This is a genomic window from Paraburkholderia sartisoli, from assembly GCF_900107685.1.
Classification (GTDB): domain Bacteria; phylum Pseudomonadota; class Gammaproteobacteria; order Burkholderiales; family Burkholderiaceae; genus Paraburkholderia; species Paraburkholderia sartisoli.
On the sequence record NZ_FNRQ01000007.1, the window covers coordinates 356,417 to 372,082 of the forward strand.

The following is a 15,666-nucleotide window of genomic DNA, read 5'->3' on the forward strand; positions in this document are numbered from 1 at the left end:
GCTCCTTGATACCAATGCGCGGATAGTGGCCACATGCTAGGGCGCGGGCGGTGTCAAAGTCCTCACGAAAAGTTAAATTAAATGTGATAACTCGCTGCCCGGAAATTTTGCACAATGGCGCAACGGCCACTATCCGGCGCCCGTTCCTGCAACCGCCCAGAACCGCTCGAGACCGCGACTTCCATGGATCATCAAAAGCGCATCCTGATCGTCGAAGACGACGTCGACATTGCCAACGTACTGGCCCTGCATCTGCGGGATGAACGCTATGAGGTCGTGCATAGCGCCGACGGCAACGAAGGGCTCCGGCTGCTTGAACAGGGCGGCTGGGATGCACTGATCCTCGACCTGATGCTGCCGGGCGTCGACGGACTGGAGATTTGCCGGCGCGCCCGCACGATGACGCGTTACACGCCGATCATCATCACCAGCGCGCGGTCGAGCGAAGTTCACCGGATTCTCGGCCTCGAACTCGGCGCCGACGACTACCTCGCCAAGCCGTTCTCCGTGCTCGAACTGGTTGCACGCGTGAAAGCGCTGCTGCGCCGCGTCGAGGCGATGGCGAAAGATTCGCGGATCGACGCCGGCACGCTGCAGACAGCAGGCCTCACCATCGATCCGCTGACACGCGAGGCCGCCGTCGAGGGTCGGCGCATCGAACTGACGCCGCGCGAATTCGATCTGCTGTATTTCTTCGCGCAGCAGCCGGGCAAGGTATTTTCGCGGATGGACCTGCTCAACGCGGTGTGGGGCTATCGGCATGAAGGATACGAACATACCGTCAACACTCACATCAACCGGCTGCGCGCGAAGATCGAAGCCGATCCGGCCGAGCCCACGCGGATACTGACTGTCTGGGGGCGCGGCTACAAGTTTGCAGTGCCTTCCGACGGCACCCCGGCGCAGGACACCCCATCCACGGACGCGCCATGAACCTCACGCTCACCCAGCGGCTTTCGATCGTGTTCTCGGTGCTGCTGCTGGCGTGCTGCGGCGCATCGGCGTGGCTGCAAATCCGCTCCAGCGACCTGCACGACAAGGAAGTGATCCAGGGCCTGTCACGCGGCCTTGCCGGTCACATCGCCCGCGGCACGCCATTGATGGATGGGAACGGCCTGCGGCCCGACGCCGTGCGGCAACTGTTCGGCCAGTTGATGGTGGTCAATCCGAGCGTCGAGGTGTATCTGCTCGACAGTCAGGGACGCATCAAGGGCGACGATGCGCCCGCCGGGCATGTGAAGCGCGAGCAGGTGGACCTCGCGCCGATTCGCCGTTTCATCGCCGGCGACGCGCTCCCGATTCTCGGCGACGATCCGCGCAGCACCGACGCGCGCAAGGTGTTCAGCGCCGCGCCGCTGCAGGCGAAGGGACAAGCGCCATCGGGTTATGTCTACGTGGTGCTGCTCGGCGAGGCACATGACGCACTCGCCGCACAGGTTAGCGCCAGCTCGGTATTGCGCACCACGCTGTGGTACATGGCGCTCGTGACCCTGCTTGGGCTGCTCGCGGGCCTCACGGCATTCGGGCTGATCACGCGCCCCCTGCGAAGGCTGTCCGCCGCGATGCTGCGCTTCGACGCCAACGGCGAACCGGATACGCAGCCGAAGGTGCCGCGTTCATCGTCAGCGGGAACGCGTGATGAAATCGCCGTGCTGGAGACCGCGTTCGCGCAGATGGCCGAACGGATCGGCGAACAGTGGCGCGCGCTGACGCGGCTCGACCAGCAACGGCGCGAACTGCTTGCCAACATTTCGCACGACCTGCGCACGCCGCTGACGTCGCTGCACGGCTACCTCGAAACGTTGTCGCTGAAGGCCGACACGCTCGGCGAAACGGAACGCAAACGCTATCTCGCGATCGCGCTTGCGCAAAGCGTCAAGGTTGGACGGCTGGCAGAGGCGCTATTCGAACTGGCGAGGCTCGAACATGGCAACGTGCAACCGGCGCTGGAAGCATTCTCGATGGTGGACCTGGTGCAGGACGTCTTCCAGAAATTCGAGTTGCCGGCCGAAGCGCGGCATATCCATCTGCGTGCCGGGATTCCGCAGCGCCTGCCCAGTGTCCTTGCCGATCTCGGGATGATCGAGCGGGTGCTGACCAACCTGCTCGACAACGCGATTCGTCATACGCCTGCTCATGGCACGGTCGGCGTCGATCTCGCGTATCGCGACGCGCGGGTGTCGGTCACGGTCAGCGACACGGGCCCAGGCATTCCGGCGAATCAGCGCGACGGGCTGTTCGAGCGCCCTTTCAGCACCGGTGGTGCGCACCGCGGCGGCGGGTTCGGGCTGCTGATCGTGCAGCGCATGCTGCAACTGCATCACAGCCAGATACGTCTGGTCGAACACACGGGCACGGGGGCGACATTCTGCTTCGAGCTTCCTGTTACTGGCGCTTCCCTGTCAGCCGGTGCTTCGAGTTCGTCGCAGTCGTCTTCCTGGATGACCGGGCAGCGACAAAGATAGCCGGAAGCGGTCAGCTAATCGCCCGACGAACTGCCCGGCGGCTTCAGGATGGCTGACCCGCGCCGGAGCCGCCGGGTGCTGTTGGGGGCGCAGTCAGGTCATCCTCTGGAGACGGGGATGCCGCCTTGCCCGCCGGCATACCGCCTGATTCCGCGATTTCAACCCGCAGACTTCCGTGATTGTTCCAGTACGCCCAGCTGGCATCGTTGGCAAAGCAATACAGATAACCCGAGCATGGCGCCTTGATCTCCATTTCCTTGCCAATTCTGAAGTAGAAGGGTTGAGGCGGCACGCCTGCCTGGCCCGGTTGTCCTGGCGTTGAAATCGCCCCGCAGAGTTCGAACCAGTTCGCTCCCCTGACCCGCCTCGACCACGCAAACAGACGTTGCATCCAGTTACCAGGTGTTCCCTCCGCACCCCATGCACTGTCCCCATCCAGCCACGTTTGACCTTCAGGCACCTCGAAGCGGTAGCTCACACCCTCGTTCATGAAAATACCTGTCCAGTTCCACAACGGGCTGGCGAAAACCCGCACCTCGACCGCCTCCGCAGGGTCGATGTTCGGTCGATAGGGCGCCTGAAAGATTGGCGGACTGGCCTGTCGTGCCAATGCCAGATCCGATATCGATTCAGAACATCTTCGCGAACCCTTCGCCAGATACGGAAAGGACCGGGGACGAAAGCCGACTTCCCGGTAAAAACCGGTGAGCGAGTTGTGAAGGACACCATGTATCGCGGAGGGCGACGACTGGTCCGCGTGGGCCAGCTGGTTCAACATGTCTGGCTCAAACACCGCACCGCACTTCGCAGCCTCGCCAATCATCCATTTGAGCGTGGCATCGGAAAGTCCGGTCTCTTTGTAGCCGCCCCCAACGTCGGCGTGAACACCAGGGAACCACACCTGCAACACGCGTGTCAGGTCGCACCCATCCGAATCCGTCCACAGCGTTGGAAAGAAGTTGTTCCGCTGCTCATCGATTGCAAGGGCCTGGACCGCGCGCTCGACTTCTGGCGGGAGCGTTGTGTCATGAAATTCGAAGCGCTTTCTGCCGAAGCGGGACAAGTCCACGATGGCGGGGATGCCGAGCGCGCCCACCGTCTCCCACACCCCCAGGAAGCGAATGGGCGGGGGGTTGCCATGCGCATCGCGGAACCGTTTCTGCTGCGTGGCGCTTTCTGGCATTTCAGGGTCAAGCCGGTACAGGTTCCATGCCTGCCTGACCAGCGCCCAGGTTGCCTCGTGAGGAAGTCCGCAATGGTGAAGCATGCCGACCAGGCTTCGCGCCGTGAACGCGCCACGAGAGAAGCCAATGACAAAGATTTCGGAACCCTCTTCGTAGTGGTCGGACAGCCACTTGTACGCGGTTCGGATGTCACGGGAGAGGCCTAATCCCAGCACCCCGTCGATAAGGCGACGCACCCGCCCTTCGTTAGCGCCGATGCCGACGTGATAGTACCGGAGCTGCTCGACGCCATCGTCGCCGCGCTCGCTCAATGCGTTGAAAAAACGGACGACATTGGTTGGAACAGGCACCCCCTGAAACTGGTCGCTATCCGAGTTCCATGTGCCGTCACAGCAAACGAAAAGTCTCTTCATTTTTTTGGCCCTTCTCGTTCTGCGAGATTCTCATCACGCAGTGGAGCAACCTCGCCCTCGACACCTGCGGTTCACCGGTTCATATGCCGGCGTGGCCCGCCACATCCATGAAATTGCACGAAAGCATGACCGTGTCACCCAGATTCGGGGATGCTCAAGGTGCGCCTGAATTCCTATCATAAGCGTTCCGTGCGGGGTTCAGGATCGGCAGAATCCGGGTAAGGGTGACGCGCACAAGCGGCATCGTCCTGCCTGTCAAGGCAAGATACCAGCCCACACTGTCACGCCATCAGGGTCGATAGCGAGCCGGCATTGCCCGTTTTCACGAAGACCGCCGTCCTGGCTGGCAAACTCAAAGCTCACACCTTTGACCTTTGCATTGACATAGCGCTCACCGTCGCGCGTGCCGATCGTGCTGATCATTCCCACATGCGGGCCACTCGCTGACGGCGTTATCGAGCGGGAACCCACACGCCACATCACCTGTTGTCCAGGGTGAAAAGACCGGTCCGATGTTTCCAGCGTGAATCCTTCGGCGATCTCGATCTCGCCTGGCGTTTTGACGATTCCCTTCCCGACATTGTGCAGACCCAGCAGATCGGCAACCCGCATCGTGCAAGGTCGCGCGAAAACTTCCTCGACGGGTCCGGTTTGCAGAACGCGTCCGTGTTCGATCACCAGTACTTCGTCGGCGAGCAGCGCGGCTTCGTCAGGATCGTGCGTCACGATGACTGTTATCGCGGCGATCTCGCGCTGCAGGTCCCTGAGCGATTGTTGCAGGCGGCGACGGCGTGGCGTATCGAGTGCGGCGAACGGCTCGTCGAAGAGCAGCAGTTGACTATGGCGCGACAGCGCACGCGCGAGCGCAACCCGCTGGCGCTGACCAAACGATAGCTGACGCGGAAGACGACGGGTCAGCGTCGCAAGGCCCAGATGCTCGACCCAGAAACGCGCGCTCGCCCGGTCCGCGCCGACAGGAAACGCAAGCTGCTGGTCCACGGTCATGTGAGGGAAAAGGCCGTAATCCTGCGGCATATAGCCAATCTGGCGCCGCTCCGGTGGCAGCGCACCGAGATCCAGCCGGCCGAGCGTCACCGCGCCACGCTCATTGGATTCCAGGCCCGCGATCAACCGCAGCGCCATCGACTTGCCGGAACCCGACGGACCGATGATCGCGAGCCGTCGCGAAGAAGGCGCCCAGGCGATGTCGAGGCTGAACGTGCCGATATGTCTCGTCAGCCGTATCGCAAGCGTCAGATCGGCATCGGCGGAAAGCGACGTGCCGGCCATGGCGACGACGACGGGTTCGTCGCCATTGTCGGGCTGCTCGCTTGCGGTCGCACGGGCGCCGCGGCTATAAACCGACAGCGCGGCGCACACCACGGCGATGCCGAGCGTCGGCAGCAGAAGCGGCATCATCGCCGGCAAACCCTGTCCGCCGAATACCACGTAGGTGTACACAGGGAGCGAATACGGGTGATAAGCGACCATCACCGTCGCGCCAAATTCGCCGAATGCGCGCAGCCACGCCAACGCAAGGCCCGCCCGGATGGCCGGCCATGCAACCGGCAGCGTCACGCGAAAAAAGCGGCTGGCCGGATGATGTCCGAGCGTCGCGGCAACATCGTCGAGAACAGGATCGACCGACAGAAACGCGGAACGCGCGGCGACGATCAGAAAAGGAGCGGCGACGAACGTTTCGGCGAGCACGATGCCCGCGAACGAATCGGTCAGCGTACCGCCGACCGCACGGCCGATCCAGCTATAAGGTCCCAGCAGGAACAACAGCAGCACGCCGCTCGTGAGCGGCGGCAATGCGAGCGGCAGCTGGACGACAAAACCAAGCCATGCTGTCCAGCGCGACGACGAACGGGCGAGCCAGTACCCCAGCGGCACGCCGCCCACGAGTATCACGAGCGCGGCAACGCTTGCACTGCCGATGGAAACGCCAACCGCCGACCACGTGGCGTGCCAGTCGACGCCGGCCCAGTCGGCGTGACTGATCTGCGGAATACTCGCGAGAAACGGCGCGCACAGATACGCAGCAAGCAGGATGGCGAGCCAGAGCAGCGGCTGCGCCGCTGGCTGCTTCATTGGGCTGCGTCGATGACAGCATGCAATGACGACGGTACGGCTTGCGCATTGCCGGTCACCGTCGGCTTGATCACGTCGACGCCGTGCTCCTTAAGCAACGCACGCCCTTTGGCGCTAAGCAGAAAATCGGCAAAACGCGTCCCGCCACTGGCGTTCGGTGCATCGTTGAGGATAGTGAGCGTATAGCTCGCCCTGGCTTGCAGTTCAGGCGCGGGGCGAAACGCAGGAATCTTCAGATCCGACGTTTCCGTCGAGTAGAAAAAGCCCGCGTCGAGCTGGCCTGACTGAAGACGCCCCACCAGCGTCTCCTCCGGCAGCACCTGCTCGGGATTGTCGGGCGCGCCGAGCGTCTTCTGAACGAGATCGGGCTGATGATAGAGCTCCGCGGCCTTCGTCACCATCTGGACGGTGAATGCCCCCTTCGGATCGAGCTTCGGATCGGTACGGCCAACGCGGATACCCGGTTCCTGCAGCACCTGATCCCAGCGCTTCTGCTTGAAATCGGCGGCAAAACGGCTTTGCGGGTTGTAGCCGATCATCAGCGGCGATTCGGCGAAGTTGACGTACCAGCTCACATGATCGCCGTTCGCCGCGCCCATCAAGCTGGCGTTCACCTTCGGGCTCGCGCTGATAAACACGTCGCCGCGACGGAGCTTGCCTTTGACCTCATTGGCAATCTTGTTCGATCCGGCCGCGTAGCCCTGAAAATGCAGACCCGTCTCCTTCTCGAATGCCGGTCCGACGCTGCGCTCCATCAGGTTCACAAGCGAGCCCGCATACAAAACGTTGACGGTCCCCTCGTCGGCGGCACAGACGTTTGCGGCCAGCAGGCCTGTCAGCACGGCACCGGACACCAGAAGCTTGCGCAACATGTCATTCCCCGAATCGTTATAAAGGCCCATATATTACGATGCGCGCCTCAACTTCGCATCGATATAAAAAACCGCACGAGCGAAACGGTCGTGCACGAACCCTATGCGCTACACGAGCAGATCTTCGTAAAAGGCACCGAACGGCCGCGTCGGATGGGCCAGTTGTATTTCGAGGATCCAGAGCCCGGCGTCCGGGCAGTCGGCGAAGTCTCCAAGATCGCCTGCCTTGTAGATCGCGTGCGGAAAATCACTGACACGATGGCCTTTGATATCCAGATTCAGACGCCATCCAAGTGCTGATGCACGCGCTTCGGCGAAGTCATAGAGCGCCTTGCCGCCCGCGCCGGATGAACGCCAGTGCCGCTCCACTTCGTCGAACACGGTCTTCGCGGCATCGGCACACGCCTTCATCTGCGCATCGTTGCCGACCACGAAGGTAGCGCCCACATCGCCTTCGTGCCGATTCCAGACAACGCCAAGATCGACGAAAAAAATGTCGTCTTCCTTGAGCCGCGGATCGCCAGCCGATGGCTGCTTGAATGTCTTTAGCGTGTTCTCGCCGAAACGGACGAGAACCGGATGCCAGATTCGATCCATTCCGAGTTGCGTCAGGAGGCGCTTGCATTCCACTGTCGCCTGCGACTCGAGCATGCCTGGTTCAACCCGTTCACTGATCTGCTCGACAGCCTCCCAGGTTCTGTCACGCGCGAACTTCATCGATTCGAGCACATAGGCACTGCCAACCGCCTGCTTCATCGCTGGTTCCATCCATCCTCTCCAGTTGTATCCCGATGAATATAGCGTTCGGGAACCTGAGTGTCCAGGCAGCATCATGACAAGCGCACCGACGTATACCTGCCCGGTATCTACCAGCGCGCTTCGGGTCACAACGCGGCAACCGGCGACGTGCAGGCACAGATCGGCTCCAGCACGAGTTTCTTCGGCCCGTCAGGCCCGGGCACCGATGAGCAGGTGGCGTTCCGTGTCGGTGTGCGCCACCGGTTCTGATCCGCGCATCACCTGCGATACATGCGGGCAGGCGTTGCACAACGCCTTGACCTTGCATGACGCTCACGCTCAGACGATCACTGCTTTTAGTCCGGGTTGCGCCTGAGCGATTTCCTGGAATCGCTAAAATGATGCGGATGAGCTCCTTCAACTGCATCGAGTACCCGGCATGCTGACCTCCTGGTTCTGGAGTGGCGACGCCATCCGCAGCCGTCGTGTGAGCGACGTCGTGCTGTCGGGCACGCTCGACGTGCCTGAGCCCCCTGCACGCCTGCTTGCGGACTGGCAAAGGGAGACGTCGTCGCGCATGATCCTCGAGCCTGGCGACGTCGAGGTCATGCCTTTTGCCCGCACGCGGGTGCGCTGGCCGGATTACGCACGCTGCGTGCAGACGATGTCCGACTGGACGTGCGCGTCCGGACTGGCCGAGGTGCTTGCCTCCAGCGACGTAGCGCTCATGGCCTGCCGCGGCGCGAGGTACCACCATGACGCCGCGCAATATGGCGGTGCTGCCTTTTGCAATCTCTTCCTGAGCGAAGACAAGGGGCTGGACCTGCATTTTCCTGCTCTGGATCATCGCATTCCGCTGACCCGGGGAACGGCAGTGATATTCGATACTGGCCAGCCTCATGGCGTAATCCGGCGCGGCAGCAGCGGATTCAACGTGGCCGACTTCGCGCCGGACCAGGATTGTGTCCAGATATTCCTGACCTGGGAGCTGCCCATCGAAGATCCCCACGTTGGACAGGCACTGAAGGTTGCCTTCGACATCGCCCCTTCGACCTCATTGCAACCGGAGGCAGAGCAGCTCTTGCTGAACGGCGAACAGGTCACCGTATTCCCGGATTCTGGTCGCTGGCGTCGGGTCGACTGATCGCGAGCGCCACGCCGGGGTGTTGCGCTGACAGGATGCCGATATTCAGCGCGGCTCCATTTCCAGTGACGAATCGATGGACGTCTCGCGTTGCCGTGGCAACTTCGTGCATACCGCCGACCGTCTGTATGATATCGAGCTTGCGCCCGTCCGAAAGCCCGCGCGCGGTCCGTGCTGATCGCGCGCCGCCCCGCTGTCGCGACGCGGCGTCGACGCATCCATTCACGATGACCCAAAGGAAGACCGCCATGACGGCCGCAACGCAATTCGATCAGGTTTCCGTTATCAAACGTGCCAACGTCTACTTCGATGGCAAGTGTGTCTCGCACACCGTTCTCTTCGCCGACGGCACGCGCAAGACGCTCGGCGTGATCCTGCCCGGCGCGCTCAACTTCGGCACCGACGCGCCGGAACTCATGGAGGTGCAGGCTGGCCAATGCCGCATCCGCCTCGCGGGCAGTGACGAATGGGAGACGTATGGCGCGGGCGATTCTTTCTCCGTGCCCGGCAAGAGCCGCTTCGATATCGACGTGATCGAAACGCTCGACTACGTCTGCAGCTATCTGTAAAGACGTAAAGACGAACAGGCGCATGGCGCCTTTGCACATGTGCAAGCGACACGGGCATGTTCAGCCTGTGCCGCTGCACTCCTCCGCTTCCTGACACCCCCCAGAAAATCACGAGCCTGCGTCACGCTGTCAGGCTCCCGTCGTCGCACGACTCACTGACGACGATCGAAAAGAACGGCCAGGAAGTGAAAATCCTGCGTCACGATACGGCACCCCGCCAGCTTCCCGACTACAACCGCGCATCAACGAACGCTTCAGCCGCTCACAGGTTTGTTACGCACCGGCTGCAGCCTGATTCATAGCCCAGTAGCCCAACAGCCCGACAGCCCAACCCTCGACGATGCCTGTGTGGCCAGGTATCGACCGGTCACGCCCGTACACACCATCTCCTCACGATCGGGAACGGGGCTTCTCCACGTGACATCTAAATCCATAGAACAGGTCAGAACCGGATCTGGTCCACGTGGGCCAGCCAGACACATCACCATTGCACGGGAGATATCTTATGAAGTTCAACAACGTTGCCCTGTTCGGGGCACTGGCGCTTGCCAGCGTCTCTGGCTGGGCGCAGGGCGCGGGCCCCACCGATCCGCAGATCGCCGCCATCGTGGTGACCGCGAATCAGGTCGACATCGACGCGGGCAAGCTCGCGGAGTCGAAGACCGGATCGAAGGACGTCAAGGCGTTCGCGCAGCGCATGGTCACCGACCACAGTGGCGTCAACCAGGCCGCCACCGACCTCGTCCACAAGCTAGGCGTGACACCGGAGGACAACCCGACAAGTCAAAGCCTTAAGCAAGGCGGCGATGCGAACCTTGCCAACCTGAAGACGCTTAAAGGCGGGAGTTTTGACCGGGCGTATATCGATCACGAAGTGGTCTATCACGAGAACGTGCTGGCTGCGCTCGACAAGACCTTGATCCCGGCGGCCCAGAATGGGGAACTGAAAGCGCTGCTCGTGAAGGTGCGGCCGGCGTTCGTCGCCCACCTTGAACATGCAAAACATCTTCAGATGGAACTGGAGAAGAGCGGTGGCTGATCATCGGGCCAGCGTTGCCGGAGCGCTGCGAGGCAAACTGCGCAGGCGCGTTTTCGTGCTTGCCGGCGTTCAGGTTGCGCTCCTCGGCGCGGCACTGCATGCCAGTGCCGCTGCGGCGCCCGAAACGTACTTTGTCGTGATCGAGCAGATGCAGTTCAATCCGCCGGCGCTGACGGTACATCGCGGAAGTCGCATAGTGTGGGTCAACAAGGACCTGTTTCCCCACACGGCGAGCGCAACCTCGAAGGCGTTCGACTCGGGCAATATCGCACCGAACGCTTCCTGGAGTTACGTCGCCCGCCAGCCGGGAAGCTATTCTTACCTGTGCAAACTGCACCCCACGATGCATGGCACACTCACTGTCGGGTAACGCGCGTGACGAAGGCTCCATGACGAACCATGCTGGAACATATGCGGCGGCCCTCGCGGATGATGATCTGTCGATCGCCCGCCGCATTGCCGCGGGGGATCGATCCGCGTTCGAACTGCTGATGCGCAGGCACAACCGGCGCCTGTACCGTCTGGCGCGCGGCACGCTGCACAACGACGCGGAGGCGGAAGATGCGTTGCAGGAAGCGTACATGTCGGCCTGGCGGTCGATCGGCAAGTTCCGCGGCGACTCCGCGCTCTTCACCTGGTTGTCGCGGCTGGTACTCAACGAATGTTTCGGCCGCCTGCGCCGGGCGGCCCGGCGTCAGAACGTGATTCCGATGGTGGACCCGGGCACTCAGGATGCAGCTGACGCAATGACCACACACGATTCCGATTCTCCAGACAACGCGGTGGCGCGTGCCGAAATGCGCGCGTTACTCGAGCGCAAGCTGGACGCACTGCCGGACGCCTTCCGGGTCGTCTTCGTGCTGCGTTCAATCGAGGAAATGAGCGTCGAGGAAACCGCGCAGTGTCTCGACATCCCGGAGGCAACGGTGCGCAGCCGGCATTTCCGCGCAAAGAGCCTCCTGCGTGAATCACTGGCGCGGGAAATCGATCTCGCCGAGCGCGACCTGTTCGAGTTTGGTGGATCTCAATGCGATCGGGTGGTCGCGAGGGTGCTGCTGCGGATAGCGGACGAGTACGGCCAGGGCGGCAGCCAGTAGCCGATTCAGTTCAGCTGGCAACGAGCGCACGGCGAGCGCTGCCAGCACTCCAGGCATTCGACTTCGGGCTGCGACGCAGACGCCTGAAGACAGGTCCGGAATTCACCGCCACCGCAATGACAGATGCTGCTGACCGAGCGATTCCAGAAAGTCGCGTGCATCGAAGGCTTCGCCTGCGGTGAGGACGCCCGTCCCGTGAACCAGCCCATTGACGACACGCGTGGCCGCTTCGACCACGAGCGGCGCGCTGATCGCGTAGATGTCCTGCCCGCTTGCCGCGAGGCGGCGTTCGTTACCTCCCGAACGCACGACCACCTCGACAAGAAAGGTTTGCGCCGAGCGCCCGCTTCCGTCGACCGCAACCGGCGGCGACGGGTTCGGGTCCGACAGGTCTTTCACTGCCGCGGCCGTCATGTACGAGCGTATCTCGGGCGTCCTCAGATGGCGCGCGATCGTCACCGTGTCCGCCATCGTGAATTCTCCGATGACCGGCTGCCTGCCGAGCGGCGCGGGGAACGCCCATTCGTCCAGTGGTGCGGCGTCCGTGCGAAACACCATCTGCCCTTTTGTAAAGACGATCCGCCGTCCGTCTCTGCGCTGCCTCGAAACCTGACCGGTAACCCGTGTGCCGTGCGTCGGCCTCCAGCTGCTGAGCCCGTAAGCAATGCAGATTTCGTCCGCGTCCGTCCAGTCGCCCATCGCCGCCGTGGCAAGAAGATCGCCCAGGCCGCCAAAGAACGCCATCGCCGGCACGATCACGATGCCCGCATCGCGCGCGCGACCCGCGTACTGCCCGAACGTATCCAGGTTGGCCTCTATTTCCGCAGCGACATCCAGATACGGAATGCGCGCACGCAACGCGGCGTCGATCACAGGCCCGGACGTTCTGGCGAACGGGCCGGCGCAATTGATGACCACGGACGCACCCGCAAGCGCGCGGTCGAGCGAATCCGGGTCATCCACCGACGCCGGTCGAATGTCCAGCCCGGGACACGCTGCCCCGACATCATTCAGCTTGCTGACATCGCGTCCGGAAGCGATGGGTCGCAAGCCACGCCTGACCAGTTCAGACACCACGAAGCGGCCGGTGTGGCCGTAAGCGCCGAAGACGGCCACGGTTCGGTTTGAGGTCATCGCAACACTCCTGTTGTCATGGTGTTTTTTCAAACGGCGGGACAGCGGTTTTCTGACGCAGCAACGCTACAGACCTGTATGTTTTTTTGAAGAGTAGAGTACAGATCTGTAGCGTGTCAAGAAAGTTCTGGTACAGTAACCGTCAACCCGAAACATGACGTCTGTCGAGAGGACTTGCCATGAGCAGAGCCACACCCGCCACAGCAAAAGAAGCCGGAACCGCCAGCGTTCGTGACCGCATACTCGATACGGCGGCGGATCTGTTCTACCAGGAAGGCGTCAGGGCCGTGGGCGTCGATCTCGTCGTCGAACGCTCAGGGGTTGCGAAGACCAGTCTCTATCGGCACTTCACGACCAAGGACGAGCTCGTCGCCGCGGTGCTCGAGCGCGATGACGCGAATTACTGGGCCGCCTGGGACAAGATTGCGACGCGTCACCGCAGCGCCCCTGGAGATGAGATCAAGGCTCATCTCCAGTGGATCGCTCGCGATATCGCCACGCCGAAATACCGCGGCTGTCCATTTCTCAACGTGGCAACGGAGTTTCCGGCGCCGGATCATCCCGCGCGGGTGGTGGCCCTCAGACATAAGGCCGAGTTGCGCCGCCGTCTCGGTGCGCTGGTGAAGCAGATCGGCATTGCCAGGCCCGATAGTCTGGCGAACCAGATCGCCCTTCTCGTCGATGGCGCCTACGTCTACGGACAGCTTGCTAAAGGCGCCGCGCAGCCGCTCCTGCCGGCGGCGCTTGCCCTGATCTCGGCTGCGGACAATGCTGGCTGACGGGAGGCACACGGCCGCGCGTTCGACTCAATGCAGCCGCGCGCGGCACCATGCGCGCGACCAGCACATCCGATACGTGTTGCCGCGACAGGCGTCGGGATTGAACGGCACACCTTGCCGTTGAACGCAGCCCCCGTCGGTCAGTCGCGATCAGGCGCGCCCAGCGGAAACAGCTTGCGGTATGGCCGCGCCTCGTTCACCGCTCGTGCAAACGACGGCCGTTCCAGCAGCCTTCCGCGGTAGGCGGACACATTGGGATAGGCATCGCCGATCGGATGTGTCCAGTCCGCATAAAACAGGAAAGGCGCGGCACCGCAATCGGCAAGACTGAAGTGTTCACCGGCCGCCCATTCGCGGTGCGCCATCACCTGGTCGAGCCAGGCATAAGCCGTGTCGAGCATGTTCCGCGCTTCCACCACACCGTAAGGATCACGGGCATCTTCGGGTCGGAGCGCGTTAGTCACGATCCTTTGCTGGGGCGTCGAAACATAATTGTCGAAGAAACGGTCCATCATTCGCACCTCGAGTGCGGCACGCGGATCCTCGGGAATCAGGCGCACCGGACCTGGCGCGCACAGGCCCACGTATTCGATGACGCAACTGGCCTCGATGACGGTCCGTTCGCCATCCACGAGCATTGGAAAGCGCTTCATCGGCCAGCGTTCAGCCAGCTCGCGGAACGCCGGGCTGTCCGGACCAGCGAGGATGTGCGGCTCGAACGGGACGGCGTTCTCGTAGAGCGCGACGAGTGCCTTCTGGCAATACGACGAAAACGGGTGATAGTAAAGTTTCAGCGCCATGAAGAGTCTCCGGGGATAGGGATAGATGGCCGCATTCAGCGGGCCTCTTACTCCTCGACGAATGAACCCACTGGAAATCGACACGACAGATTGCCGGCGTCCGGGTGCGGCACGCGCATCCCCTATGACGGCCCGGTGGACCGCGTCTACCTGTGCAAATGGTCAGACGCTGTTCGACGCTACAGGCAGCGCTTCAGCCTTCCAGCGCAGCATGCCGCCGGCAAGGTTCGCGACCTTGCCAAAACCTGACCTCGTCAACAACACGCTGGCCTGGGCCGAGCGCACCCCCGAGCGGCACACCGCCACCACGGGCCGTTCGCGGTCCAGTTCATCCAGCCGGCTCATCAACTGCGACAACGGTATCAACCGCGCATCGGGCAGATGGCCCAGACGGTCGATGAACTCCGGCGCTTCGCGCACATCCACGATCTGCAGCGTGGACGCATACTCGAGCAGCGTCATGGGCTCGATCTCCCACACGCCGCTAAAACGCAGCGTCAGTGGCGCCCACCCGGGCATCTCCGCCGGCAACGCGCCCCCCTCCGGCTCGCCACAGCGCAGGTTGGCGGGCACCGCGACGGTCATCAGCTTCGGATGAGGCAAATTCAGGTTATTCATATGACCGATGAAGTCGCCAACGTCCACGTCGCCGCCAAGGCGCGGGTTGAAGCGCCGCTCCTCGACCACACTGGTGACGGTAATGCCGCGATAGTCGTGCGCGGGGTAAAGCAGGCAGTCGTCAGGCAACGTCAGGATCTGCTCGCGCACCGAGGCGAACAGCTGCTGCGGACTCCCCTGCTGGAAATCGGTCCGGCCACAGCCGCGAATCAACAGGCTGTCGCCGGTGAAGGCCATGCGCTCGTCGTCGAGAACATAGGTCAGGCAGCCGTTGGTATGGCCGGGCGTGGCGCGCACGGTCACGTAGCGGCTTCCGAAGTCGACACGATCGCCGTGGCGCAGCGGCTGGTTCACCCCGCTGGCACCGGCCGCCTCGGCTAGCGCGATACGGCTGCCGCAGCGCTGGTTCAAACGCCAGGCGCCAGTTACGTGGTCGGCGTGTACGTGGGTGTCGAGCGTCGCCCGCAGCCGCAGGCCCAACTCCTGCAGCAGCGCCAGGTCGCGCGGCACCTGTTCATAGACCGGATCGATCAGCAGCGCCTCGCCGCTGTCACCGTCGCCCAGCAGGTAGGTATAGGTGGACGAGGTGGGATCGAAAAGCTGGCGGAAAATCATCATGGCGGGCTCTGCAAGAAAGGGAGGCAGGGCGATCTTTTGTGGACGCCCACCACGTGATGACAGGCAATCGATCAAAGTTTATTGGCCAGCCTGCCGTTCCGC

General features: G+C 62.6%; 15 protein-coding genes and 1 pseudogene. 9 read left to right on the forward strand and 7 right to left on the reverse strand.

The window, feature by feature from the left end:
• Nucleotides 1-183 precede the first annotated feature (183 nt).
• Nucleotides 184-933 carry a response regulator transcription factor gene (locus BLV45_RS21480; RefSeq protein WP_090536220.1) on the forward strand — a complete coding sequence of 250 codons (750 nt, stop codon included), beginning with the start codon at nt 184-186 and terminating at the stop codon, nt 931-933.
• Complete coding sequence (locus BLV45_RS21485; RefSeq protein WP_090536226.1) at nt 930-2,465, forward strand: sensor histidine kinase; 1,536 nt, start codon at nt 930-932, stop codon at nt 2,463-2,465. Before BLV45_RS21480 ends, BLV45_RS21485 begins: the two co-directional genes overlap by 4 nt.
• A gap of 43 nt (nt 2,466-2,508) precedes the next feature.
• On the opposite strand, the gene BLV45_RS21490 is transcribed toward BLV45_RS21485, so the two are convergent.
• The 4 genes from BLV45_RS21490 to BLV45_RS21505 form a co-directional block, all read right to left on the reverse strand.
• Nucleotides 2,509-4,062, reverse strand: coding sequence for a DUF2235 domain-containing protein (locus tag BLV45_RS21490; protein ID WP_090536228.1), 1,554 nt, complete (start codon nt 4,060-4,062; stop codon nt 2,509-2,511).
• Between the two features lie 255 nt (nt 4,063-4,317).
• Nucleotides 4,318-6,156, reverse strand: coding sequence for an ABC transporter ATP-binding protein/permease (locus BLV45_RS21495; RefSeq protein ID WP_090536231.1), 1,839 nt, complete (start codon nt 6,154-6,156; stop codon nt 4,318-4,320).
• Complete coding sequence (locus BLV45_RS21500; RefSeq protein ID WP_090536365.1) at nt 6,153-7,028, reverse strand: extracellular solute-binding protein; 876 nt, start codon at nt 7,026-7,028, stop codon at nt 6,153-6,155. The genes BLV45_RS21495 and BLV45_RS21500 overlap by 4 nt, the downstream gene beginning before the upstream one ends.
• 108 nt (nt 7,029-7,136) lie before the next feature.
• Nucleotides 7,137-7,796, reverse strand: coding sequence for a M24 family metallopeptidase (locus tag BLV45_RS21505; RefSeq protein WP_090536233.1), 660 nt, complete (start codon nt 7,794-7,796; stop codon nt 7,137-7,139).
• Nucleotides 7,797-7,865: 69 nt separating this feature from the next.
• Here BLV45_RS21505 and BLV45_RS21510 point away from each other — a divergent pair.
• The 6 genes and pseudogenes from BLV45_RS21510 to BLV45_RS21535 all read left to right on the forward strand — a co-directional run.
• Nucleotides 7,866-8,036: pseudogene (locus BLV45_RS21510) on the forward strand (porin); the annotation flags it as partial.
• A 169-nt stretch (nt 8,037-8,205) separates the two neighbouring features.
• On the forward strand, nt 8,206-8,910 hold the full coding sequence (locus tag BLV45_RS21515) for a hypothetical protein (protein ID WP_090536237.1): 705 nt from the start codon (nt 8,206-8,208) through the stop codon (nt 8,908-8,910).
• 248 nt (nt 8,911-9,158) lie between these two features.
• On the forward strand, nt 9,159-9,479 hold the full coding sequence (gene ppnP / locus BLV45_RS21520; RefSeq protein WP_090536240.1) for a pyrimidine/purine nucleoside phosphorylase: 321 nt from the start codon (nt 9,159-9,161) through the stop codon (nt 9,477-9,479).
• A gap of 505 nt (nt 9,480-9,984) precedes the next feature.
• A complete protein-coding gene (locus BLV45_RS21525; RefSeq protein WP_090536243.1) occupies nt 9,985-10,518 on the forward strand; it encodes a DUF4142 domain-containing protein in 534 nt (177 codons plus the stop codon).
• A 55-nt stretch (nt 10,519-10,573) separates the two neighbouring features.
• A complete protein-coding gene (locus BLV45_RS21530) occupies nt 10,574-10,888 on the forward strand; it encodes a cupredoxin domain-containing protein (RefSeq protein WP_245753459.1) in 315 nt (104 codons plus the stop codon).
• Nucleotides 10,889-10,907: 19 nt separating this feature from the next.
• Nucleotides 10,908-11,615 carry an RNA polymerase sigma factor gene (locus tag BLV45_RS21535; RefSeq protein ID WP_090536247.1) on the forward strand — a complete coding sequence of 236 codons (708 nt, stop codon included), beginning with the start codon at nt 10,908-10,910 and terminating at the stop codon, nt 11,613-11,615.
• 102 nt (nt 11,616-11,717) lie between these two features.
• On the opposite strand, the gene BLV45_RS21540 is transcribed toward BLV45_RS21535, so the two are convergent.
• Entirely contained in the window at nt 11,718-12,749 is a 1,032-nt protein-coding gene (locus BLV45_RS21540) for a saccharopine dehydrogenase family protein (protein WP_090536250.1), read from the reverse strand.
• Nucleotides 12,750-12,928: 179 nt separating this feature from the next.
• Here BLV45_RS21540 and BLV45_RS21545 point away from each other — a divergent pair, with 179 nt between their 5' ends.
• The gene (locus BLV45_RS21545; RefSeq protein ID WP_090536252.1) at nt 12,929-13,528 is read left to right on the forward strand and encodes a TetR/AcrR family transcriptional regulator; all 600 of its coding nucleotides are present in this window, start codon (nt 12,929-12,931) and stop codon (nt 13,526-13,528) included.
• 140 nt (nt 13,529-13,668) lie between these two features.
• Here BLV45_RS21545 and BLV45_RS21550 read toward each other — a convergent pair whose 3' ends face one another.
• The gene (locus BLV45_RS21550) at nt 13,669-14,328 is read right to left on the reverse strand and encodes a glutathione S-transferase family protein (protein WP_090536254.1); all 660 of its coding nucleotides are present in this window, start codon (nt 14,326-14,328) and stop codon (nt 13,669-13,671) included.
• A gap of 162 nt (nt 14,329-14,490) precedes the next feature.
• A complete protein-coding gene (locus BLV45_RS21555) occupies nt 14,491-15,561 on the reverse strand; it encodes an MBL fold metallo-hydrolase (RefSeq protein ID WP_090536367.1) in 1,071 nt (356 codons plus the stop codon).
• Between the last annotated feature and the right edge of the window lie 105 nt (nt 15,562-15,666).